Origin of the sequence: Alitabrizicola rongguiensis (genome assembly GCF_021491355.1) — a bacterium.
Lineage (GTDB): Bacteria > Pseudomonadota > Alphaproteobacteria > Rhodobacterales > Rhodobacteraceae > Aliitabrizicola > Aliitabrizicola rongguiensis.
In genome coordinates, this window is the sequence record NZ_JAKENF010000002.1 from 400,619 (window position 1) to 424,513 (window position 23,895).

At 61.8% G+C, this 23,895-nt stretch carries 20 protein-coding genes and 1 tRNA gene; 13 read left to right on the plus strand and 8 right to left on the minus strand.

The genetic code is table 11. The features are described from left to right. Window positions 1-43: 43 nt before the first annotated feature. Complete coding sequence (locus L0V05_RS07820) at window positions 44-559, minus strand: putative pterin-binding protein (protein WP_234869556.1); 516 nt, start codon at window positions 557-559, stop codon at window positions 44-46. A gap of 214 nt (window positions 560-773) precedes the next feature. Between L0V05_RS07820 and L0V05_RS07825 the strand changes: the two genes are divergently transcribed. After that, window positions 774-2,399 (plus strand): alpha-amylase family glycosyl hydrolase, encoded by a 1,626-nt coding sequence (locus L0V05_RS07825; RefSeq protein WP_234870558.1) that lies wholly within the window; start codon window positions 774-776, stop codon window positions 2,397-2,399. 13 nt (window positions 2,400-2,412) lie between these two features. Here the strand turns inward: L0V05_RS07825 and L0V05_RS07830 are convergent, their stop codons facing one another. The 4 genes from L0V05_RS07830 to L0V05_RS07845 are packed head-to-tail and all read right to left on the minus strand — an operon-like array spanning window position 2,413 to window position 4,945. Continuing rightward, the gene (locus L0V05_RS07830) at window positions 2,413-2,949 is read right to left on the minus strand and encodes a dihydrofolate reductase family protein (RefSeq protein ID WP_234869557.1); all 537 of its coding nucleotides are present in this window, start codon (window positions 2,947-2,949) and stop codon (window positions 2,413-2,415) included. Window positions 2,950-3,002: 53 nt separating this feature from the next. Continuing rightward, complete coding sequence (locus L0V05_RS07835) at window positions 3,003-3,479, minus strand: DUF2948 family protein (RefSeq protein ID WP_234869558.1); 477 nt, start codon at window positions 3,477-3,479, stop codon at window positions 3,003-3,005. Beyond that, window positions 3,479-4,747, minus strand: a complete 1,269-nt coding sequence (gene murA, locus L0V05_RS07840) for a UDP-N-acetylglucosamine 1-carboxyvinyltransferase (RefSeq protein WP_234869559.1) — start codon at window positions 4,745-4,747, stop codon at window positions 3,479-3,481. The genes L0V05_RS07835 and murA overlap by 1 nt, the downstream gene beginning before the upstream one ends. 9 nt (window positions 4,748-4,756) lie before the next feature. Beyond that, window positions 4,757-4,945: a hypothetical protein gene (locus L0V05_RS07845; protein WP_406565960.1), complete on the minus strand. Its 189-nt coding sequence runs from the start codon at window positions 4,943-4,945 to the stop codon at window positions 4,757-4,759. Window positions 4,946-5,083: 138 nt separating this feature from the next. On the opposite strand from L0V05_RS07845, the gene L0V05_RS07850 reads away from it, so the two are divergent. The 9 genes from L0V05_RS07850 to L0V05_RS07890 all read left to right on the plus strand — a co-directional run bounded on the left by L0V05_RS07850 (window position 5,084) and on the right by L0V05_RS07890 (window position 16,780). Continuing rightward, window positions 5,084-5,158, plus strand: a tRNA-Thr gene (locus L0V05_RS07850). An 81-nt stretch (window positions 5,159-5,239) separates the two neighbouring features. Then, window positions 5,240-6,823, plus strand: a complete 1,584-nt coding sequence (locus L0V05_RS07855; RefSeq protein WP_234869560.1) for a DUF6538 domain-containing protein — start codon at window positions 5,240-5,242, stop codon at window positions 6,821-6,823. 607 nt (window positions 6,824-7,430) lie between these two features. After that, on the plus strand, window positions 7,431-8,051 hold the full coding sequence (locus tag L0V05_RS07860; protein WP_234869561.1) for a hypothetical protein: 621 nt from the start codon (window positions 7,431-7,433) through the stop codon (window positions 8,049-8,051). Further along, window positions 8,048-9,373 (plus strand): hypothetical protein, encoded by a 1,326-nt coding sequence (locus L0V05_RS07865; RefSeq protein ID WP_234869562.1) that lies wholly within the window; start codon window positions 8,048-8,050, stop codon window positions 9,371-9,373. The genes L0V05_RS07860 and L0V05_RS07865 overlap by 4 nt, the downstream gene beginning before the upstream one ends. 220 nt (window positions 9,374-9,593) lie before the next feature. Further along, window positions 9,594-11,159 (plus strand): type I restriction-modification system subunit M, encoded by a 1,566-nt coding sequence (locus L0V05_RS07870; RefSeq protein WP_234869563.1) that lies wholly within the window; start codon window positions 9,594-9,596, stop codon window positions 11,157-11,159. Next, window positions 11,156-12,382 carry a restriction endonuclease subunit S gene (locus L0V05_RS20640; RefSeq protein ID WP_234869564.1) on the plus strand — a complete coding sequence of 409 codons (1,227 nt, stop codon included), beginning with the start codon at window positions 11,156-11,158 and terminating at the stop codon, window positions 12,380-12,382. The genes L0V05_RS07870 and L0V05_RS20640 overlap by 4 nt, the downstream gene beginning before the upstream one ends. Then, complete coding sequence (locus L0V05_RS07880) at window positions 12,379-12,732, plus strand: hypothetical protein (RefSeq protein ID WP_234869565.1); 354 nt, start codon at window positions 12,379-12,381, stop codon at window positions 12,730-12,732. The genes L0V05_RS20640 and L0V05_RS07880 overlap by 4 nt, the downstream gene beginning before the upstream one ends. Next, the gene (locus L0V05_RS07885; protein ID WP_255683682.1) at window positions 12,729-15,893 is read left to right on the plus strand and encodes a type I restriction endonuclease subunit R; all 3,165 of its coding nucleotides are present in this window, start codon (window positions 12,729-12,731) and stop codon (window positions 15,891-15,893) included. The genes L0V05_RS07880 and L0V05_RS07885 overlap by 4 nt, the downstream gene beginning before the upstream one ends. Window positions 15,894-16,198: 305 nt before the next feature. Continuing rightward, window positions 16,199-16,780 carry a recombinase family protein gene (locus L0V05_RS07890; protein ID WP_234869567.1) on the plus strand — a complete coding sequence of 194 codons (582 nt, stop codon included), beginning with the start codon at window positions 16,199-16,201 and terminating at the stop codon, window positions 16,778-16,780. Here the strand turns inward: L0V05_RS07890 and L0V05_RS07895 are convergent. The 3 genes from L0V05_RS07895 to galE form a co-directional block, all read right to left on the minus strand. Beyond that, window positions 16,754-17,212 (minus strand): hypothetical protein, encoded by a 459-nt coding sequence (locus L0V05_RS07895; protein WP_234869568.1) that lies wholly within the window; start codon window positions 17,210-17,212, stop codon window positions 16,754-16,756. The genes L0V05_RS07890 and L0V05_RS07895 overlap by 27 nt on opposite strands. 354 nt (window positions 17,213-17,566) lie before the next feature. Then, on the minus strand, window positions 17,567-18,556 hold the full coding sequence (locus tag L0V05_RS07900) for an MDR family oxidoreductase (RefSeq protein WP_234869569.1): 990 nt from the start codon (window positions 18,554-18,556) through the stop codon (window positions 17,567-17,569). A gap of 13 nt (window positions 18,557-18,569) precedes the next feature. Continuing rightward, on the minus strand, window positions 18,570-19,556 hold the full coding sequence (galE, locus tag L0V05_RS07905; RefSeq protein WP_234870562.1) for a UDP-glucose 4-epimerase GalE: 987 nt from the start codon (window positions 19,554-19,556) through the stop codon (window positions 18,570-18,572). Window positions 19,557-19,837: 281 nt separating this feature from the next. On the opposite strand from galE, the gene L0V05_RS07910 reads away from it, so the two are divergent. Genes L0V05_RS07910 through L0V05_RS07920 form a run of 3 tightly spaced genes read left to right on the plus strand, consistent with a single transcriptional unit; the run spans window position 19,838 to window position 23,888 of the window. Continuing rightward, on the plus strand, window positions 19,838-22,399 hold the full coding sequence (locus L0V05_RS07910) for a glycosyltransferase (RefSeq protein ID WP_234869570.1): 2,562 nt from the start codon (window positions 19,838-19,840) through the stop codon (window positions 22,397-22,399). After that, the gene (locus L0V05_RS07915) at window positions 22,396-23,124 is read left to right on the plus strand and encodes an LbetaH domain-containing protein (RefSeq protein ID WP_234869571.1); all 729 of its coding nucleotides are present in this window, start codon (window positions 22,396-22,398) and stop codon (window positions 23,122-23,124) included. The genes L0V05_RS07910 and L0V05_RS07915 overlap by 4 nt, the downstream gene beginning before the upstream one ends. Continuing rightward, a complete protein-coding gene (locus L0V05_RS07920; RefSeq protein WP_234869572.1) occupies window positions 23,124-23,888 on the plus strand; it encodes a sulfotransferase family 2 domain-containing protein in 765 nt (254 codons plus the stop codon). Before L0V05_RS07915 ends, L0V05_RS07920 begins: the two co-directional genes overlap by 1 nt. The last annotated feature ends 7 nt before the right edge of the window (window positions 23,889-23,895 follow it).

Here is a 23,895-nt window from a genome sequence, read left to right on the forward strand (position 1 = left end):
CGGGCAGATTGGCGGCTTTGCGTGCGATGCCATGCGTCTCGGGTCAATCGCCGGTCGCAGGCACCGCCTCGATCCTGACAAGCTGCCATACGCTCCGCGTATAGGTGGTCTCGGACTGATAGGCGCGATCCGAGTCATAGGGGTAGACGACCCAGAGGGGGCCTTTGTCACGAAGGCTCATCGGCTGACCGTCGAAGAGATCGGCAACGATCGGCACGTCCGGAGTGATCTCGTCCAGCGGCACGGTCGCGACATAATCGTTTGCAGCGTAAAGATCGACAACGCCGATCTCGACGCCTGACACCTTCAGGACGTCGCTCAGCGGTACGCCCGAGAATTCGTGCTTGCCTTCTGTCCAGATCGTTGTCGTCGAGAACGTCACACGGCGCATCTTTGCCAGATCAGACCTGCTATAGACATGCATGACGCCCGACAGGTTACGCACCGTGAGAACGACGTCATCGCCAGCGCGATGTTCTGCCCAACTGGCCAGAGCAAAACTGGAGGCAAGAGCGGCCACAATCAGGGCCAGCAAAGCACGAAATCTCAGAACCGACATGCCCGAACCAAATGCCAATTGGAGCAGTTTTCCCTCATCTGTCGGCAAATCCAAGGCCCTGCCATGTCTCGAAAGCATAGATATTGGCACTATAGGCGGGAATGTCGGCCCAGATGGTACCATTCCGCACAATCTCAGCCGCCATCTCGCCGATCAGGTTGCGATTTTCGGACCACCAGCTAGCCTTCCCCTCAAAAGCATGGGCGAGGCGGGCATGAACGAGTGGTGGCGCGGTTCAGTGACCTATCAGGTCTATCCCCGCAGCTTTCAGGACTCCGATGGCGACGGCATAGGCGACCTTAAAGGGATCGCAGAACGGCTTGAGCATGTCGCGCGGCTCGGGGCCGATGCGGTCTGGCTTTCGCCGGTCTTCCGCTCACCGATGGCCGACATGGGCTATGATGTGTCCGATTACCGCGACATTGATCCTCTGTTCGGCAGCCTTGCCGATTTCGATGCTCTGGTCTCACGCGCGCATGCTCTCGGCCTGAAGGTCATCATCGACCAGGTGATCAGCCACTGCTCCAAGGATCACCCCGCCTTTGTCGAAAGCCGGGCCAGCCGCAGCAACTCCAAGGCTGACTGGTTTGTCTGGGCTGATCCCAGGCCCGACGGCACCCCGCCCAACAACTGGGTCTCGGTCTTTGGCGGCCCGGCCTGGGAGTGGGATACGCGGCGGCGGCAGTACTACCTGCACAACTTTCTGCCATCGCAACCCGATTTCAACTTCCACAATCCCGAGGTGCAGGACTGGCACCTGGCCAACATGCGCTTCTGGCTGGAGCGCGGCGTGGACGGGTTCCGTCTGGATACCGTGAACTACTATTTCCATGACCGGCGTCTGCGCTCGAACCCGCCCGAGGAGCGCGAAGAGAACGAGCCTGCGGTCAACCCCTACGACATGCAGGATCACCTCTACTCGAAGACTCAGCCCGAGAACCTGCCATTCCTCGAACGCATCCGCGCTTTGCTTGACGAGTTTCCCGATCGCGCCGCAGTGGGCGAGGTTGGCGAGGCCAAGCGCCGGGCGGTTCAGGTGATGGCAGATTACACCCGCGGCGACCGGCGGCTGCACATGGCCTACAGCTTCGACATGTTGGGCCCCGAGTTCACAGCCGCACATTTCCGCGGCAAGATCGAGGGTTTCTTCGAGGGGGCCCCCGATGGCTGGCCCTGCTGGGCCTTTTCGAACCATGACGTGATCCGCCATGTCACCCGATGGGAAAAGCACGGCGCCTCGCCCGAGGCGCTGGCGCGGCTCGCCGCTGCGATGCTGGTATCCTTCGAAGGGTCGCTCTGCCTCTATCAGGCCGAGGAACTTGGCCAGACCGAGACCGACATCTTGTTCGAGGAATTGACCGACCCGCCCGGAATCGCCTTTTGGCCGGAATACAAGGGGCGAGACGGCTGTCGCACGCCGATGGTCTGGGATGACAGTCCCAACGGTGGATTTACCACTGGCAGGCCTTGGCTGCCCGTCAAACCGCCGCAGCTTGCGCGAAATGTGGCCTCGCAAGAAGGCGTGCCCGGATCTGTGCTGGAAACATACCGCGCCCTCTTGGCCTACCGCCGGGGCTCGCCCGCCTTGCGAACCGGGCGGACCCGCTTCTTTGCAACGCCCGAACCCCTCCTCGCCTTCCGGCGGGATGCGGGAGGGCAGAGCATCGCCTGCGCGTTCAATCTGTCCCCGATACCGGTGACCATACCGGCGAAGGGGGGGCGCCTGTCAGGCCCCGCGCAGGATGCAACCCTCGTGGGTGAGACGCTGCGCCTCGGACCGAGCGGGTTCGCCTTCCTTGCCCCAAGCGGAGCAACTGAGGCCCTGGTCCTCGGGGGCTGAGGGACAGCCGTGCCTAGCGCTGGACACGGTACTTCGACTGGACGAGTCCCGAAGGAAATGTAGTCGTGCCCAGATGGTGCAGCGCGACGTCGCGGTCGAGCGACCCGAACAGGCGCAGTCCCTGACCGATAAGCACGGGGACTTGCGTGATCACCAGATCCTCGATCAGCCCGTCGCGCAGAAAGGATTGGACCACTCGTCCGCCATCGACATAGACGTGCCGCCACCCCTCGATTGCCAGCATCTCCATAGCCGCAGACGGGGTCAGGTCGACGAAGCGGACACGTCCCAGCAGAACCTCGGGCACAGCCGTTCCGGCCAATGACCGAGAAAGCACGACAACCGGTTTGTCATAGGGCCAGGCACCAAACCGCGACACGGCCTCGTAGCTGCCCCGCCCCATGACAAGGCCGTCCATTCCAGCAATGAAATCGGTGTAGCCGTGATCCTCATCCGGATCGTCTCGGCTCAAGAGCCAACCGATATCGCCATCCTCGCGGGCGATGAAGCCGTCGAGGCTGGTGGCAATGAAGACATGTCCGCCGATCACGGGCGCCCCTCCCCTGTCCAGTCCGACCGCGAATGGACCGCCCGCGCCTGCGGCTATTCCGGATGCGACGGAGCCTGATGCGACGGGGCGATATAGGGCCGCGTCACGTCGCGCAGAGCCACTTCAAGCGCCTCGACCTCCATCGCAATGGCGCCGTCTCCTGCCAGGACGAAGGTCACGACACCCGCACCTTCCGCCCCTTCGGCCCACTCGATGTCGAGCAGCGACAGGACGGTCTCCTTCGCCGCACGGTCGATCCCCTGTGACCGGACCTTGAGTACGTCCTCGACCCAGAGCAGCGCCTGAACCCGTTCATAGGGCCTGCCGGCCCGATCCGCCGCCTCGCGATCCTCCCACCGGAAACGATTGATGAGCAGCGCAAGACGCCGGCGCTTCGGGTTCCAGCTGATCTCGGTGATCGGAAAGACCGCATCCTGTGTCAGCGCTGCGATGACGCGCAGGTCCTCGCCATCCAGCGCGACCAGATGCAGCGGGCCCTCGTCGGCATCCTCGAAGCGCGCGTCCGCCATCAGCCATGGATCCTTTCGATCAGCGCTCCACAAGCCGAGAGCTTCTCTTCGACTTTCTCATAGCCGCGGTCGAGGTGATAGACCCGGCTGACGACGGTCTCGCCCTCGGCCGCCAGAGCCGCAAGGATCAGCGACACGCTGGCGCGCAGGTCGGTCGCCATCACGGGTGCCCCCTTCAGCTTTTCCACCCCGGTCACGGTCGCCGTGCCGCCCTGGACATCGATCCGCGCGCCCATCCGCGTCAGCTCCGGCGCGTGCATGAAGCGGTTCTCGAAGATGCGCTCTTCCAGAACGCTGACCCCATCCGCGGTGCAGAGAAGCGCCATCATCTGCGCCTGCAGGTCGGTGGGAAATCCGGGGAAGGGTTCGGTCACCACATCCACCGCACGGATGCGACCGTTCTTCCGGCTGACCTTCAGGCCCCGCTCGGTTTCGCTGACCGAAACGCCGGCGGCATCGAGCTTCTCGGCAAAGGCACCGACAAGGTCCATCCGGCCGCCAAGGCACTCCACCTCGCCCCCGGTGATCGCGGGGACGAGCATGTAGGTGCCAAGCTCGATCCGGTCGGCCACGACGGCGTGGGTAGCACCCCCAAGCGCGGTGACCCCTTCGATGGTGATGGTCTCGGTCCCCTCACCCTCGATCCGCGCCCCCATGCGGCGCAAACACTGGGCCAGGTCGACGATCTCAGGCTCGCGGGCGGCGTTCTTCAGGACCGTCGTCCCTTTGGCCAGAGTCGCTGCCATCAGCGCGTTCTCGGTCGCGCCGACCGATACCAGCGGAAAGTCGATGACCGCACCTTTCAGCCCGCCCGCCGGCGCCTTGGCGTGAACATAGCCGTCGCGCAGATCAAGGACCGCCCCCATCGCCTCGAGCGCCTTCAGGTGCAGGTCCACAGGGCGCGCGCCGATGGCGCAGCCGCCCGGCAGCGATACGATCGCCTCGCCGGCGCGCGCCAGCATCGGACCCAGAACAAGGATCGAGGCGCGCATCTTGCGCACGATGTCATAGTCGGCCCGGTGGCTCGTCAGGTCATGCGACGACAGCGCCAGCACCTGCCCGCCCTGTAGGCTGGCCACCTCGGCGCCAAGTGATTGCAACAGCTGCGTCATCGTGCGGATGTCGGACAGGCGCGGCGCATTCGTCAGCGTCAGCGGCGCGTCGGTCAGAAGCGTTGCCGGCATGAGCGTCAGGCAGGCGTTCTTCGCCCCTGCGATCGCAATCTGGCCGTTGAGGGGGCCGTTCCCCTTGATCAGTATCGAATCCATCTGCCCGCCTCAGTCGTTGTTGTCGCTCGGGCCGTCGTCCTCGCGGCCTTGTCCGTTGTCGTCTCTCGCGCGCGCCTGGGCCTTGCGCCGGGCCATGTTGGCCTTCAGCGCCGCCTTCAGACGGTCTGCGCGTTCCTCCGCAGCGGATTTCCCCTGCGACGCGCCACCGTCCCTGCCCCTGTCCTGCATCCGCGACATTGCGTTCCCATACTCCAGTGCCACAGAAGGGTCCAGAAGATGCCGCCAGATTGCTCTTGCACGGGTCCCGGATTGCGTCTAATCAGCCGCCCGTGACGCCCGAAGCGCTGGCCCGATCCGGCCTTGGACGCCCCCGGCGCTGCAGTAGCTCAGTGGTAGAGCACTCCCTTGGTAAGGGAGAGGTCGAGAGTTCAATCCTCTCTTGCAGCACCATTTATCTCCTTGATTTCGTGATATTGCCTTGCCTATCAAGGCTTTGGTCCGCTCGACTGGTACACAAGGGCGGTACACACGATGGTCAAGATGCAGACACCTTGGAAACACCCTGACACAGGAACGTTCTACTACAGGCAACGAGTGCCGGTCGACGTTGCGCCCATTGTGGAAGGACAGAGGATAGACCTGTCAATCGGCGAAGAACGCGTGACTGCTTCAGTTGCCAAGGGGATGGTCAAGCTATCGCTCAGGACGAAGCTAGTCAGGGAAGCGAAGGATCGGCATCAAACCGTCGCATACGCCCTAAGCGAGGCTTGGACACGAGCGAGGAAAGCAGGTGCAAATGGGTTAGTTGATCTGACTCACAGAGAGGTTTTGGCCTTGGCGGGCGAGTACTACCGCACGGTTGTAGCGGCTCACCAAGATAACCCCGGTCCTGCAGATGGATGGGATGCGAGCCTCGACCCTGTGATTGCAGCGTTCGATGATCCCGTTCTTGCCGAACGGCTACATGGGGCAGACGCAGACCTACTGCTTCGCAAGTTCGGGGCGATGATCTCAACGACCAGCAGACATGCCCTCATCGGAGAGATGAATCGAGCCCACTTGGACGCAGTCGAGACACTCAAGAAACGGGCCTCAGGTGATTACAGCACAGACGAGACAATCAATCGTTTTCCGCTTGCTTCGGTGGCCCCGAGAGATGGCGGTGAGGTGATCTTGCTTACTCGTCTTTTCGACCACTGGACCTCTTACCACCTCAAGGAAGGCAAGTCCCAACGCACGGTGGGAGACTTCAAGGGAAAGATCGACAGTCTGGTTTCCTTCCTCGGTCACGACGAGGCTCAGCGCGTCAGTCAGACAGACATAAGGCGTTGGTGCGATCACCTGTCTCTTGAACTCAATCTGTCAGGTAAGACCGTGTCGGAGAAATACCTGGCGGCTGTCAGGTCGATCTATCGGACTGGGTTGAGATCGGGGATCATCTCGGTCGATCCGACAGTGAACGTGCGGGTCAAGGTGGCGAAGGCCCCGTCTATCCGCTCCAAGGGCTTCACAGACGAAGAGGCAATTCAGATCCTCAAGGCGGCACTGAGCGCAGAACACAACAAGAGCGGGGCTGCTCCAGAGACCAAGGCAGCATGCAAGTGGGTGCCGTGGATATGCGCTTACACCGGAGCACGATCTGGGGAGATCACACAGTTGCGAAAAATGGACGTGATCGAACAAGGCGGGGTTACTGCAATCAAGATCACGCCAGAGGCAGGCTCGACGAAGACAAGGAAGTTCCGCATCGTCCCGCTACACCCACATCTGATAGAGATTGGTCTTCTGGACTGGGTCAACTCACGTCCTGATGGGCCGTTGTTTTTCGTTTCTACCGGGCGGGTAAGGAAGGACGGAACAACGCAAGCGGCAGATGTTCGCGGTAAGGTCGGCCAGTGGGTGCGGGAAGTGGCTGGCATCGAAGACAAGAGCCTTCAACCCAACCATGCATGGCGTCACCGCTTCAAGACGATTGCGAGAACTGTTGGCATACCCAGAGACATGAGCGATGCGATTACAGGCCACGAAGACGGAAGTGCCAGCAGCGGCTATGGGGAATACGAATTATCGACCTTGTACAAAGAGATTTGTAAGCTTCCTCGGTTTTCGGTGTGACGGACAATCAGAACACCAATCCTCAGGCGGGATGGTTCCATAAGTGACTGTAATTATTTGTTATTTAGTCCTCCACTCGTGAGGGATTATTCCTTTTCTGGATGCCTCAACCAGTAAGGGACCACAAGAATGATATTCCACTTTGGCTTTGGCCGCGGGCAGTTCAGGGTATTTTTCTCCTATGACAAAGCCGGGCCTTACCTTCGTCTTCCATTCCTTGGGGGAGATTGCATGGACCAAGACCGAGGGGATTATCTGGACACGCTGGGCTGAAGCAAAGGAAGTATGACCGACTGTCCCTGATGCAGGAGGGCTCTGAGGCCCGATAAGTGGCATTTTAGAGGGTATCTCGAAAGATTGGCTACCAGCACTAGGCCATATGGAAGATAGCCCTGTAACCCCGGTTAAGCAGGGCTCCTGTGAGATCTCGGTAGCGAGCATCACCGCCTTCATCACACCTTCTGTCTGATGACTGGGCTGTCCTGATTACCCCCAATCATCCCGAAAGAAGAGAACCGAGTGGGTTCCTTCGCCAATCAATCAGGACCGTACTTCGATGAAAGCTTGCAGAATTGCTGGGTGTAGCCGCCCAGCGAAGGGCAAAGACGTGCGCTGTGCCGCACACCAGACCGCCCATAGACGCCATGGGGACGCACTCCAGAAAGGCGTCAAGGCGGTAGAGCTTGAACCACTCAAGCGAGAGATAAAGTCGATCCTTGGCGGACAGAAGGACTGGTCTGGCAAGGCGGTCGTTGGCCAGCTGTGGGCCGGTGTTGTCGATCAAGCCAGGCTGACCCTCGATGAATATCATGAGCAGGGAAAGGCGTTGCCGAGTTGGAAGGTGAAAGCAGCCCAGACCTTAAGCAACTTGTCCAAAGACGTTCTCGCTGAAGACATCCTGGTCACCGTCGCCTCGCTCTATCTCTATCGGGAGCTTCGCCCGGAACGTTTTGTGTCAGATCGGGCATTTGTCTTTCAGGTAGTTCGACGAGTCCGGAACATGACCCTGACCTCGCGCGGATCTTGGTTTGATCCTGCTTCGGGGAAGACAAAGCACTGCTACGACACACCCAGAGAGAAGGAGGTGATGGCGCTTGCCCAAATCCTCGGCGCGACCTTCGGGGGGCTCGGGCTTGCCATCGCAAAAGCGGCGATGAAGCACCGGGAGCAGAAGCAACAGCTCGTTAGGGCAACAAAGGAAGCAATCATGGAAATCGTCCAGCGATGAGCGTGATCGAGAAGCACTGGCCCCGATGCTTACCCGAAGCCTCGATTCAGCCTGACGCAGGCCAAACCGACCAAAGACCGACGAGAAACTTCGATCCCTGGCGCACTGCCAAGAGCCCCGCAGCCAAGGAACTGGTCAGGACAGTTCTCGGCCAGTTTCTTCGGTACGAGCAGCACCGATCACCTAGACAAAGAGCAAGAAGAAAGCGCGATCAGGAAGTGCTCGAAAGTACCATCGAAGCCATCGTCTGCGATCTGGCGCTGGCCCACATTTGGGCTGATGATGGGGTTCTCCTGAGCCGATCCAACCGGGTGCTTGGCCGCAAATCACGATATCGACCTGCTTGCGCCAACAAGACGCTACCGGTCATCCTCGACAAGCTGGCGTCTCCAGAACTTGAGTTTGTTGTTCAGGAACTCGGTCATCTCAATCCATTTCTTGGCAATCAGCTGACGTTGGTCAAACCAGGTAGAAGGCTGACCAGCCGCATCGAGGAACTGTCCCTCGAGGAAGGCGACTTCGGTTACTGCGCCGAGCGGGAGTGCATCATCCTGAAACGACCAAAGGAGGGGCACTTCGATCAGGGCGAATGGATCGAGTACGACGACACAGCGGAAACGCTTGGGATGAGATCTGCAGTTCGCAACTTGAACTCATTCCTCGAAACCGCTGATATCGACTGCCATCCTTGGGCCTTGCCCGATCATCTCTCGACGCGGCAGCGCTGGCTGTACCGAGTGTTCACGCGCGGGTCGTTCCAGAGTGGCGGGAGGCTCTTCGGGGGCTTCTGGCAGGAGATGACGAAGGCTGATCGCAGGGAGGGATTAACCATCGAAGATGAGGAGACGGTAGAACTTGACTATGGCCAGATGGCTCCGAGGCTCCTCTACGCGCTCGTCGGAGCAACTCCTCCCAGCGATGACGCCTATCTGATTAGTGGCCATCACCCGGCAATCTTTCGCAATGGGTTCAAGAAGCTCTTCAACGCGCTTCTCTTCGCTGATCGACCACTCTCGAGAAAGCCCCAAGGCACTGCAAAGCTGCTACCCAATGCTCCCATCGGGAGACTTGTCGATGCTTTGCAGCGAGAGCATCCAGCCATCGCACACTGCTTCCACACCGGCATCGGCCATCATCTTCAGTTTCTGGAAAGCGAGCTGCTGGTCGAGCTGCTAACTCGATGCAACGACATCGGCTTGGTCGCCTTGCCGATCCACGACGCAATCATCGTAAAGCGAAGCAGGGCTGATGAGGCTCAAGCCTTGATGGAGGATGTGTTCAGAGCAAGAACCGGCTTAGGGGCAATAGTCCACCGATACTGACAATGAAGCTAAGTCAGCTAGTATGGATATCTTGATAGGATGGTTATCAGGGAGAGGGTAATGGTTATCTATCATAGGTATATATTCACCCTCCCCCTTAAAGGGACTCATAAGCCTTCTTTCTCCGGAAAGCCCAATCGAGATCGACACTTGCGCTTGGTCTCTCAATCCTGCGAGAAATGACTCGCAACTGTTAGGCGAAGCGTTCGGGAGGTGTACAGTGGTCAGTGCGGATGTTGAGAAGCGCCTATGGGCAGCAGCTGATCAACTGTGGGCCAACACAGGGCTGAAGCCTGCCCAGTTCTCGACACCTGTCCTCGGTCTGATCTTCCTGCGCTACGCGGAGAAGCGGTTCGCGGAGGCGGAGCAGCGCATCGGTCCGGTCGGGTCGGGCAACAGGCGCAAGGTCAGCAAGGCGGACTATGACGCGGAGGGCGTGATCTTCCTGCGCCCGGAAGCCCGCTTCAGCCATCTCCAGCAGCTCACCGAGAGCGACGACATCGGCAAGGCGATCAACGAGGCGATGGCCAACATCGAGGAGGACAACCCCGATCTGGCTGGAGCGCTTCCCCGAACATACACCGACCTCGGCAACGCGGTGCTGGTGGAGCTGCTCCGCCTCCTCGCCCCCATCGACCTGACGGGGGACGCCTTCGGCAAAGTCTACGAGTATTTCCTCGGCAACTTCGCCATGCGCGAGGGGCAGAAGGGCGGGGTCTTCTACACGCCCGAGAGCATCGTGAAGCTGATCGTGGAGATCATCCAACCCTTCCACGGGCGCATCTTGGACCCAGCTTGTGGGTCAGGTGGCATGTTCGTGCAGTCAGCTGCCTTCGTCGAGCGGCACGGTCAGAACGCAACCAACGAGATCAGCATCTACGGGATCGAGAAGGACCGTGTGACGGTCAACCTGAACAAGATGAACCTCGCCGTTCATGGTCTGTCGGGCGACGTGCGCGAGGCCAACACCTATGCGGCAGACATCAGGCAACTCTTCCCCCGTGTCTTCAGCGAGGGCGGCGGGTTCGACTTCGTGATGGCCAACCCTCCCTTCAACGTCTCGGGCGTCCGCAAGGACGATCTGGAGGGCGACTGGCGCTTTCCCTACGGCATCCCCAAGCCCGACAACGCCAACTACCTCTGGATGCAACTCTTCCACTCTGCCCTGAACGACCGGGGCCGTGCGGGCTTCGTCATGGCCAACTCTGCAGCCGATGCGCGGGGGAGCGAGCAGCTGATACGGCAGCGGATGATCGATGATGGGTCGGTCGATGTGATCGCCTCCATCGGGTCGAACTTCTTCTACACGGTCACGCTGCCCTGCACCCTGTGGTTCTTCGACAAGGGCAAGCGGAGGACCGACCGCGCCGATACCGTGCTGTTCCTCGATGCCCGCGCCATCTACCGCCAGATCGACCGCGCCCATCGGGACTTCCTGCCCGAGCAGATCGAGTTCCTTGCCAACATCGTGCGGCTCTACCGGGGCGAGGAGGTGGAGACGGAGGCGGGCAGCGATGGCCTGCTGGCGCAGCATGGGCTGGACGCGGGCTACGCGGACGTGCCTGGGCTGTGCAAGGTCGCCACGCTTGCAGAGATCGAGGCGCAGGGCTGGAGCTTGAACCCCGGGCGCTATGTCGGGGCCACGGCGCGGGATGGCGAGGATGTGGACTTCGTCGAGCGGTTCGAGGCGCTGAACGAGGAGCTGGTGCAGCTGAACGCAGAGGCGGCGGCGCTGGAGCAGCAGATCGCGGAGAACGCGGCGTTGGTGTTGGAGGCCGCGCAGTGAACGGTGAGTGGAAGGCTTTCAAGCTCGATGAACTTGGCTTCGTCGGCAGAGGGAAGTCGAGACATCGTCCAAGGAATGATCCCCGCCTCTATGGGGGCAGGTATCCCTTCTTCCAGACAGGAGACGTGAAGGCGGCGGAACTCTATCTGCGTGAGCATGAGGCGACTTACAACGAACTCGGATTAGCCCAGAGCAAGCTCTGGCAGCCCGGGACACTATGCATAACCATCGCAGCCAACATCGCAGAAAGTGCGATCTTGACCATCCCCGGCTGCTTTCCTGACAGCGTTGTCGGTTTCGTAGCCGACCCTAATCTCGCCGACACGAAGTTCATCAAGTATCGGCTTGATACGCTGAAACTGGCGATGCAAGCCGCTTCTCTCGGCACGACGCAAGACAATCTCAGCTTGGACAAGCTCCTTCGTTTTGACTTCCTTGTCCCCCCTTTGCCAACTCAACAGCGCATCGCCGCGATCCTGTCGGCCTATGATGACCTGCTCCAGAACAACACGCGCCGCATCGCGATCCTCGAGGAGATGGCGCGGCGGCTCTACGAGGAGTGGTTCGTCCACTTCCGCTTTCCGGGGCATGAGGAGGCGGAGTTCGACGGGGACGAAGAAGAGAGACTGCCGAAAGGCTGGGCGCGAACGGGCCTCTACGACGTGGCAGACGTTGTGTATGGCCATCCCTTCAAGTCGGGTCTCTTCAACACCGACGGACAAGGACTTGGGGTCGTTCGAATACGTGACGTGATCGCGGATCGCGCAAGTGCCTCCACGACCGAAGAAGGTAAGCCTCAGCATCGGTTGTCGAACGGTGACATCCTCGTTGGCATGGACGGTGCTTTCTACTTGGGACGGTGGGCGGGGGGGGATGCTTGGCTCAACCAACGAGTTTGCTGCCTTCGACCGAAGCCTTGGATGCCTCGCCATTTGCTGTTCCAGACTGTCGCAAGCCCGATCAAGCGCCTTGAGGAAACCATCGTAGGCACGACCGTGGCACATCTCAGCGCCCGTGACATGAAGCAGATGCAGATTGTCTTGCCTGATCAGCGCGGTCTTGACCTTGCCATGAAGCATTTGGAACCGAGCTACGGCCAAATCCTGACCCTGAAACGGAAAAACGCCAATCTCCACGCCCAGCGCGACATGCTGCTGCCGAAGCTCATTTCAGGCGAGATCGACGTAAGCGGTGCTGAGGAGCTGCTGGAGGCGGCAGAATGAGGCTTTCCGCTGCTGCCCTTACCTGCGTGGTGGCCTTTACTCTGCCGACTGCTGCTGTCGCTAACTGCTCCGAACCCGGTAGTGAGCCGTTCTGCCTCGATGACGATGACAGTTTTCGGAGCGAGGACGAGTTCGAGAGCTGCCGCTGGGAGGTCGAGAACTTCGTCGAGGAAGTAACCGACTTTGCCGAGTGCCAGCAGGAAGAGCAGGAAGCCAAACTAAGCGAGATTGAAAACCTGAGACAGCAGATCGACGAGATCGAGCAGGAGAAGACAGAGCAGATCGAACGCGCCAACGAGGTGGTGGAACGGTTCAACTGCCGCGCAGAGAGCGGAGCGGCTTGCTATTGACCCCACCCAGCCAAGCTCACGAATACGGAGAGGACGCGGCTATTGAGCAGCCCGCGATCCAGCTCTTCGCATCGATGGGTTGGGAGACGGTGAACCTCTACAACGAGTGGGCCAGCGGGAAGTCCACGGAAGGCAGGCAGACCGAACGGGAAGTCGTGCTGGAGGCGCGGCTGCGGTCTGCCATTGCACGGCTGAACCCCGGCTTGCCGCCGAGCGCCATTGATCAGGTGGCGGAGGAGGTCACGCTCGACCGTTCCCGCATGATCCCCGTGAACGCCAACCGCGAACTCTGGGCGCTCATGCGGGACGGGGTGAAGGTCCGGGTGGTGGACGACCGAGGACGGGCAGAGACCCGCACCGTGCGGATCGTGGACTGGCGGAACCCGGAGGCGAACGAGTTCCTGCTGGCCTCGCAGTTCTGGGTTAAGGGTGAGATGCACCGCCGCAGACCCGACCTGATCGGCTTCGTCAACGGCCTGCCCCTGCTGATGGTCGAACTGAAGAAGTTCAGCGTCCCTGTGAAGGCAGCCTATGACGACAACCTGACCGACTACCGCGACACCATCCCTCACCTCTTCGTTCCGAACGCCTTCATCATCCTGTCGAACGGTGCAGACACCAAGGTGGGCAGCACCTTCGCGGGCTGGCAGTTCTTCAACGAGTGGAAGCGGATCAACGACGAGGGAGAAGCAGGCATCGTCTCTCTGGAGACCGTGATCCGAGGGATGTGCGCCAAGGAGCGGCTGCTCGACCTGATCGAGAACTTCACGGTCTTCGAGGAGGCGAACGCGGGGCTGATCAAGATGCTGGCGAAGAACCATCAGTATCTCGGGGTCAACCGTGCCATCACGGAGGTGATCCGCTCGAAGGACAGACCGGAGGGTGAGGCGGGGCGGCTGGGCGTGTTCTGGCACACGCAAGGAAGCGGCAAGTCGCTGTCGATGGTCTTCTTCACCCAGAAGATACTGCGAACTGTGCCGGGGAACTGGACCTTCGTGATCGTCACGGATCGGCAAGAGCTGGACGAGCAAATCTACAAGACCTTCCTCTCCACTGGGGCGGTTACGCACACCGAGGTTCATGCAGACAGCGGGGCGCATCTAAAGCAGCTCCTGTCGGCTGACCACCGCTACGTGTTCACGCTGATCCAGAAGTTCGGCACCCGGGATGGTGCGGCCTATCCGAAGCTGTCTGACCGCCGCGACATCATCGTGATCACTGATGAGGCACACCGCACCCAGTATGACACGCTGGCCCTGAACATGCGGAACGCCCTGCCCAACGCCGCGTTCCTGGGCTTTACCGGGACACCGCTGATGGCCGGGGAGGAGAAGACGCGGGATGTCTTCGGTGACTACATCTCGGTCTACAACTTCGCCCAGTCCATCGCGGATGGTGCGACCGTCCCCCTCTACTACGAAAACCGCATCCCCGAGCTGCAGCTGACGAACGAGAACCTGAGCGACGACCTCGAGGAGCTGCTGGACGAGGCTGATCTGGACGACGCCCAAGCGCGGAAGGTCGAGCGGGAGTTCGCCCGGGAATACCACCTGATCACCCGAGATGACCGACTGGAGACCATCGCCGCCGATCTGGTGAAGCACTTCGTTGGCCGGGGCAGTCGCAGCAAGGCCATGATGGTGTGCATCGACAAAGCCACGGCGGTGCGGATGCATGACAAGGTCCGCAAGCACTGGGCAGCCCATCAGGCAACGCTCGAGGCTTCTCTGGCATTGGCAGCCCCAGAAGAGAGGCCAGTGATCGAGGCGCAGATCGAAACCATGCGGACCACCGACATGGCCGTGGTGGTGTCACAGAGCCAGAACGAGATCAGGGACTTAGAAGCCAAGGGGCTGGACATCAGGCCGCACAGAAAGCGGATGGTCGAAGAAGACCTCGACGAGCGGTTCAAGGATGCCAGCGATCCTCTCCGTCTGGTGTTCGTCTGCGCGATGTGGATCACGGGTTTCGACGTGCCGTCCTGCTCGACGATCTACCTCGACAAGCCCATGAAGAATCACACGCTCATGCAGACCATTGCACGGGCCAACCGCAACTACCCCGGCAAGGAAGCAGGCTTCATCGTTGACTACGTGGGGGTGTTCAGGAACCTCCAGAAGGCTCTCGCCATCTACGGGGGCGGGAATACAGGTGCAGGAGACCCGCCGATCAGGGACAAGAGCGATCTGGTCGAACACCTCCGCCATCTCGTTGCGGCCATGCTGGCCTACCTTGAAGAGCGCAGCATCGACAGCGGACAGATCAGGCGGGCGCAGGGACTGGAGAAAGTCGCATTACTTGGGGAAGCGGTGGAGAAACTGATCGGAACCGATGTCGAGAAGCGTGACTACCTGTCACGAGCGCGGACGGTCGCGCGGGTCTACAAGGCGATCCTGCCCGATCCAGCCTCTTCCGAGTTCTCACCTGATGTCGTGCTGATTTCCGTCCTTGCGGAACGCATCCGTGCGCTGTTGCCGCAGCCGGACATCGCAGCGATTATGCAGGACGTAGAAGACCTCCTTGATCGGTCCGTCGCTCCGATCCCCTACGCCACCCCAGAAGAGCCGGAGGTGATCGACATCAGCGCGGTGGACTTCGACAAGCTCCGAGCGATGTTCGACACAGGCAGCAGGCGGACCGAGGCAGAGAAGCTGAGGGCATTGCTGGCGGAAAAGCTCACGCAGATGGTCGCAAGGAACCCGACGCGGACGGACTTCCTCGAGCGGTTCCAGAAGCTGATCGACAGTTACAACAACGGCAGCCAGAACATCGAGGCCTTCTTCCGAGCGTTGATGGCCTTTGCCGAGGACCTGTCTGCAGAGGAGCAAGAGACCATCAGGGAAGGGCTGACCGAGGAAGAGAAGGCTATCTTCGACATCTTGACCAAGCCGGAACCCGAACTCACGGAGAAGGAACGGGAAAAGGTGAAGGGCGTTGCCCGCTCGTTGCTCGACACCCTAAAGCGCGAGAAGCTCGTCCTTGACTGGACGAAGAAAAAAGAGACGCGAGGAGCGGTTCGGCAGGCCATCGAGCTGACCCTCGACGATGGTCTTCCCGATCCCTATGACGAGGCGGTTTTCAACCGTAAGTGCGACAGCCTCTACCGCCACGTCTTTGAAGCGTATCATTCTGGTCCCAGCGGTATCTACGCAGCCGCCTAGCTGTTGGGCTTTATGGCTCACCCAACAGTAATCCGTCTGTGTTCAAGGTAGATCCTCTAACGCGGAATATTCACAGCAAACTTTTCTTTGCCCTGAGATCAATTGCGGATTGCTCGGCATCCCCCCCTCCCCGGGGGTAAGCGCGTTGTCTGGAGCAGCTGAAAGCCTACCTTCACGTCTCATTGAACCTTGCCTCAATGAGACGTCTCCGCCTCCACACTCTGATGTCTCATTGAGGTTGGTATTGACATTCTGAGACAGCCCCTTCACCATGTCTTAGATCTCATTGAGACAAGGAGTGAGAAATGCTGATCGGCTACGCGCGGACTTCGACAATTGAGCAGAAGGCTGGCCTAGAGGCGCAAGAGCGTGACCTGTACGCCGCTGGGTGTGAGAAGCTCTTTGTGGAACAGATATCATCCGTTGATGCAGTCGGAAGGGTGAAGCTAACCGAGGCACTCGAGTTCATGCGTGAGGGGGACACGCTAGTTGTCACCAAGTTGGATCGCCTGGCCCGCTCCGTTGCGCACTTGATGGAAGTCCTAGACCGCATCAACAAAAAGGGCGCTGCACTTCGTATTCTAGGGATGGGGATCGACACGGGCACACCGACCGGGAAGCTGATGTTGACGATCCTCGGCGGGGTGGCCGAGTTCGAACGGTCAATCATGCTGGAGCGGCAGCGCGAAGGGATCGCGAAGGCGAAGGCGGAAGGAAAGTACAAAGGGCGGCGACCTACGGCGATGGCGAAAGAGCCTGAAGTACGACGCCTTAGGGACGAAGGTCTTGGCGCATCGGAAATCGCAAAGAGACTGGGTATTGGGCGGGCGAGCGTTTACCGTGCTTTGGCAGGTACAGCGTCAAACACCGCCATCTCTAGCCGTTGACAGCAGGGCGTCCAACTCTTGGTGCAGTTCGCTGCGTGGCAAATCGCTCAACTGGTCAATTACCACTTGCTGTGCTGCTGCAAGGAGCTTTGCGTCAATCGACGTCACTGGGAAGTCAATTCCCCGTTCATCCAAGTCTGTCAAAAGTGCGCAAAGACATTCCATTACTGGTCCGTAGAGTAACCCAGTCGGGGGAAGCTGCTCCAAAGCCATGGCCATAACACCAGCGGCAAATGAGATCTTGTGGGGCCGATTACCTATGCGACCGTCGAAAAACTGCCGCTGGTTATCCCAGGCTTTTTCTACCAGCTTGTTGGCCACCAAAGCGGGGTTAGCATCGAGTAGACCCATCTTGACCTGTCTCTCAAGCAAGATCTCGATAACGGTTGCGGCCTCAGCCTTCTTCCACTGATCCTTGACTCCGCGAAACACAACTTCACTCCAAATAATACGGTTGACCCATACACCCTAGGGAACATGGAAAGGTTGCACAAGACAACCACTGGGTGCCGTTCGCCCCGGCCCGCTACTGGCTATGCAGGAGTACTTCTTTCTGATGAGCGAGCCACGCATCTTGACGGCGCTGGAAAAAGGTGCACACGCTTGGTACACAAACGGAGCGAGAACAAGCCAAAAAGTTACGCAAAATCAATGGTATTTGCATGATCTGCTAGAGTTCAATCCTCTCTTGCAGCACCATTTATCCCCCTCTTGCCCTGATGGTCCGCCTGCCGTTCCTGTATGCGGTCACGTCGCAGCCGCCCTGCCAGCCTTTGCTCCCAAGTGTCAGGCGTTCACGTCCACCACGACCCTGCCCTGCACGCCGCCCTTGAGGATAGCGCGGCCCAGGTCCGGCAGGTCGGAGAGTGTCGCCTCGTGGATCATGCCTTCAAGCTTGGCCATCGGCAGGTCCGTGACGATCCGCTCCCAGGCCATGCGGCGGCGGGCGAAGGGCTGGAAGACAGAGTTGATGCCGAGCAGGTTGACGCCCCGGATGATGAACGGAATGACAGTCGTATGCAGGTCAGCCCCGCCGGCGAGGCCGACGGCGGCGACGCTCGCGTCCATCTTCATCTGCGCCAGAACCCGCGCCAGCATCGGCCCTCCGACCGAGTCGACGGCGCCTGCCCAGGTTTCGCTTTCAAGCGGCCGTTTCGGCGCATCTGCCAGATCGGAGCGAGGGACGATCCTGGTCGCACCCAGATCGCGCAAGTAGGCCTCCGTCTCGGGCCGTCCGGTCACGGCGGCCACGGAGTAGCCGAGCCGCGCAAGAATTGCCGTGGCCACGGATCCGACGCCGCCGGCCGCACCGGTGACGAGCACATCGCCCGACGACGGCGTCAGCCCATGCTCCTCGAGCGCCATGACGGCCAGCATCGCGGTAAATCCTGCCGTACCGACAGCCATTGTGTTCCGTGTCGTCAGCCCCTCGGGCAGAGGCACCAGCCAATCGGCCTTGACCCGTGCCCGCGTCGCATACCCTCCCCAGTGGACTTCGCCCACGCGCCAGCCGGTCAGCACCACCCGGTCACCAGGGCGATAGCGCGGGTCCTCGCTCGTCTCGACCGTGCCGGCGAAGTCGATCCCCGCAACATGCGGCCACTGCCTCACCAGCCCGCCACCGGAACCAAGGCACAGTCCGTCCTTGTAGTTCAGCGTTGAATATTCGACCGCGACGGTGACGTCGCCCGGCGGAAGCCGGTCATCGGGCAGGTCCTGGATCGTGGCGCGGGTTGCACCGGCATCGTCCTTTTCGACCACAAGAGCTCGGAACATCGGTCTTCTCCTTCTAACGGGTAAAGCCGGGCCGATTGGCCCATCGCCAGGCATCGGCGATCATCTGATCAAGGGTTGAGCGACGAGGAGACCAGCCCAGTTCGCTCTTTGCGCGCTCGCTTCCGCAGACAAGACGTGTCGGATCGCCGGGGCGCCGGCCCCCCTCGATGATCGGGACGGGGCTATTGGTGATCTGACCGGCATGGGCGATGACCTCGCGAACCGAAAAACCCGTGCCAGATCCAAGGCAATAGACGCGGCTGCCGCCCTGATTCATCAACCGCCTCAGTCCCAGCACATGGGCTTCTGCGAGATCCGAGACATGGACATAGTCGCGAATGCAGGTGCCGTCGGGGGTATCGTAGTCGCTCCCGAACACCGTCAGCGCCGGCCGTCGACCCGCGATCGCGTCCAGCATCAGCGGGATCAGATGCGTCTCCGGATCATGCTGTTCGCCGATTTCAGCGTCGGGATCGCAGCCGGCCACGTTGAAATATCGGAAGATGACGTGGTCGAGTCCGTGGCTCTTCGCGAAATTCTCCAGCATTTCCTCGATCGCAAGCTTCGAGGCGCCATAGGCGTTGATCGGGCGCTGCGGTGTGTCCTCGGTCAGGATGACCCCGTCCTGATCGCCATAGGTGGCGCAGGTCGAGGAGAAGACGAAGCGGCTGATGCCGGCTGCGAGTGTCGCCTCGATCAGGTTCAGGGCGCCGGTCACGTTCTCGCGCCAGTAGCGCCCGGGATCGCGCATCGATTCGCCGACAAGGGACAGGGCGGCGAAATGCATCACGGCAACGGGGCGCCATTCGGCAAGGGCCGCGTCGATGGACGCCCTGTCCATCAGATCGCCTTGGACGAAGGGGCCAAAGCGGACAGCCTCGGACCAGCCGGTTGAGAGATTGTCGAAGGCCACAGGAATGAAACCGGCGTTTTTCAAGGCCTTGCAGGCGTGAGAGCCGATATAGCCCGCCCCGCCCGTCACCAGAATACGCTCCGCGATCATCCCGTGCGATCCCTGCCCGTCCCAATCGATCGTGACCCTTGCACATCCGGACGTCGACCGGAAGCGCCCGGGGACGGGCCGCAGAAGAATTCGGTAACGTCACCTTAAGCATGACCGGCGAACTCTGCGCAAAGCCTGACCACAGCCCGCTGCAGAATGCCGGAGCCGCCGATGATATCCAGACCTGACGGCTGATCCTCTCGAACGCCAATCATTACCCGCCCAACTCGCGCCCCCACCGCGCGAGGCCGGTTCCCCATTGCCAAGCGAGACCTGCCATGCCGATCCGCCGCCTTGCCGCCCTGTTCCGGCGCTACCGCGCCACTCACCTTGCCATGTCCCTTCCCGGCATGGCCTTGGAAGACGAGGCAGGTCGCCCCTTTGGCCGGATCGACCGCATCGAACTTGTCCAGGGCCGCATCCGCGTCGAGGGCTGGACCACAGCCGATCGCGTGATGCTGCGCTCTGGAATGGCGGCGGCCGATGTGGTGCCAACGCTCGAGCGCACGGATGTGCTCTGCGCGCATCCGGACCTCGCCGACATCAAGCCGGGGTTTTTCCTGGACCTGACGCCGGCTGGCAGCCAGGTGCTGGTCGGTCTGTCGCTGCCCGGGCGGCAGGTCTTCCTGCCGCTCCCAAAGCCCGGTCCCCTGACGGAGGCATGGGCAGCCTCACGGCTACTGCCTCGCTTCGTGCGCGATCTGACCCTGGCATCGCCCGCCATCGTCGTGGCCCTGGCCACGGGCAGTCCATCGGCCCGGGCGCGGGTGAAGCGAAGGCTCGGCATGGCAGGGGACACCCCGGCACGTGGCCTGCAGACGCATCTTTTCCTTGAGGATGCGCTCGCCTCCCTGCCGCCGGAGCGCAGGCAAGCCGAGCTGGCGCGTCTCGACCTTCCCCAGAAGAAAAGATGCGCCGTCACCCTGATCCTGCCAGTCTACAATGCATTCCATCTTCTGCCCGTGGTGCTGGATCGCATCGCGCGCCATACCGACCTGCCCTGGCACCTTGTCGCGGTCGAGGATGCCTCCAGCGATCCGGCGGTGCGCCCCTTCCTTCGCGACTGGGCCGCAGCCCAGGGGCCGCGCGTGACGCTGATCGAGAACGAACGGAATCTCGGCTTCATCGGTTCGGTCAATCTCGCCCTTGCCCGCGCCCGGGACAGGGGCGACCACGTCGTCCTGCTCAATTCCGACGCCCTGCTTCCGTCTGGCTGGGCCTCGCGCCTGATCCGGCCGCTGTTCGCCCATCCCGACATTGCAAGCGTAACGCCGATGTCGAACGATGCCGAACTTCTGTCCGCGCCGCTCGCTTGCCAGCGGTCGGACCTCTCCCCAGGAGTGGCGGACCGGATCGATACGCTTGCCGGCCGCTTCCATCCTGATGCGGCGCTGACCGATCTGCCGACTGGCGTCGGATTTTGCATGGCTATCGGAATCGACTGGCTGCGGAAGGTCCCGGATTTCGACACGGCCTTCGGTCGTGGCTACGGCGAAGAGGTCGATTGGTGCCAGCGCGTGAGGGCGCTTGGCGGGCGGCATCTTGGGCATGCCGGCCTTTTCGTCGAGCATCGCGGCGGGGCGTCCTTCGGTGCCGAGAAACGTGCCCTCATCGCCGCCCACAATGCGATCATCTCCCGCCGCTACCCCCGTTTCGACACCGAGGTCCAGGCAGCGCTGCGCAACGATCCGCTCGTCACCCCGCGGCTGGCCCTGGCCATAGCGCTGGCGGCAGATGCGGCCGTGCTGCCGATGCCGATCTATCTGGCGCATTCGCTTGGTGGCGGCGCTGAGGACTGGCTGAAGGCCAGGCTGAATGATGAATTGGCTGATGGCCGCGCAGCCATCGTCCTGCGGGTCGGCGGCGCCTTCGCCTGGCAGATCGAACTCCATCGCCGCGATGGCGTCCTTTTGGGGGCGACCGACAGCTTCGCCTTTGTCCAGCGCCTGCTCGAGCCGGTCCGGCGCCGTGACATCCGCTATTCCTGCGGGGTCGGCGTCGAGGATCCTCTCGCGCTGCCGGGCCAGCTCTTGTCGCTGAAGCGCGCGGTCGATGACCGGATCGAGGTGCTCGTGCACGACTACCTGCCGCTCAGCCCATCCTACACGCTGCTCGGTGGCGATGGACGGTTCCGCGGCCTGCCCGTCCCGGAGAGCGCCGACCGCGCGCATCGCCACGTCGGACGCGACCGCAGGGTGACCACGCTGGCCGATTGGCGGAGCGCCTGGGGCCGACTGATCGCCGAGGCCGACGCGGTGACGGTGTTCTCCGAAACCAGCCGCGCACTCATGCTCGGCGCCTATCCCGAAGCCGCGGCGGCGCTACGGCTGGTTCCTCACCGGCCTCTCGCCGCCTTGCCCCGTGTCATTCCGCCTGCCCGCCACCGTCCGGTGATCGGCGTGCTGGGCAACATCGGCTATCAGAAAGGTGCCGCTGTCGTCGCCGAACTGAGCCGCCGCCTTGCCGCCACCGGAGCGGCCGACCTCGTGCTGATCGGCACCATCGACCCGGCCTATGTCCTGTCGCCGCAGACGCAGGTTCACGGCGCCTACCGGCGCGAGGAGATCCCGGCTCTGGCCAGCCGCTACGGTATCGATCGCTGGCTGATCCCGTCCATCTGGCCGGAAACCTTCTCGTTCAGCGTGCGAGAGGCTTTGGCCACGGGCCTGCCGGTCTGGTGTTTCGACCTAGGAGCCCAGGCAGAGGCCGTGGCGGCGGCGCTGGCCGAGGGGGCTGCGGGCGGGATCCTGCCGCTCCCCGAGGGCTGCGAGGCCGCCGACAGGATCATCGCGCGGCTCCTCGCCCCCTCTCGGACCGCGACTGAGAGGCTCAGCGCATGACCCGCGCCATCCAGATCGCCGACCTGATCTGCCAGGGTGTCGAAGTCCTGCGCAGGCCCGGACAGGGCGCGAGCCTCACCTTGCCTGCCCATACTGTGATCGAGGCGCCGGCCAGCCTGAAATGGACTGTCTTCGGCCATTCGATCGAACTCGGCGCGTTTTCCTACCAGGTCTCGGGCTACTGCTTCGCGGCGCGGATCGGTCGTTACTGTTCCTTCGGCGAAGAGGTGCAGATCGGCCGGCAAGACCACCCGATGACCTGGGCCTCGACCAGCCCGGTCTTTTACCTTAACGGTCGCACCTTCGATCTGAGCAGCGGTTTTTCCGGCGCCTCCGAATGGCAAGGCTTCCAGACCCGCCCGTCCGAAACGCCGACCCGGGCGCGCATCACCACCATCGGCAACGATGTCTGGATCGGACACGGGGCAATGATCCGGGCCGGGCTGACGATTGGCGACGGCGCGGTGGTGGCTGCGGGCGCTGTCGTCGCGCGCGACGTGCCACCTTACGCGGTGGTGGCGGGCAATCCCGCGACCATCCGCAAGTTCCGCCTTCCGCCGCTTCTCATCGCCCCGATGCTCCGCTGCCGGTGGTGGCGCTTCGCTCCCTGGCAACTCGCCCATCTCGACCCGGCGCGCCCCGAGGCCTTCATCACCGGTGTCTTCCGCATGGATGCGGTCGAACCCTTTGCGCCTACCGTCATCGACCTGAGGGAGGCCGCCTGATGGACCTGATCCAGCACCCGATCGTCTTTCTTCACCTGCCAAAGACGGCGGGCCAGACGGTGCACAATGCGCTCGCCGCCGCGCTAAGGAACCAGCATGTCTCACCGATCCGAGTGCACAGCCATGCCGAGGGCAGTCGGCAGTTTCCGCCGGGTTACGCGCTATACTCAGGGCATCTGGACATGGCCGAGGCCGGGCATCTGCCGCGGGGGCGTTTCACCTTCACCATTCTGCGCGACCCGCGCGAACGCATCGCCTCATTCTGGCTTTACCTGCGCCGCGACTCACTGCGGCTCGATCCGGCCCAACTGGCGCTCCCGTCGAATATCGGCCGCCGCCGAGCACTCGACTGGACTGCGGAGGATTACTTCTTCAGCGGCGACGCCGCCTGGCAGACCTTCATCCGGGACCACTACGACAACTTCTACTGCGGCTATTTCGGCACTGGCAGGTTCCGGGGCGGAGCCGCGATCCGGTCCTTGACGGCCCATACCGCCATCGCGCGTGCCCGCGAAGGGCTCGCGGCGCTGGATGGCGTTTTCGCGACCCACGACCTCAGACCTCTCGAGGCGGCCCTGGCCGAACGCTATGGCCTGACCGTGCGCTTCGACACCCGCAAGGACAACGCCGCCGACCTTGGACCGGAAACCCGGCGCTGGCCCATCCTTCTCGACGCGCTCGGCAGCGATGCCGCCCGGCGACGGATCGAAAGCTTCGTCGACCGCGACGAAGCCCTGCTTGCCCCGCGCCATGCCTGGACCTGATTCAAAG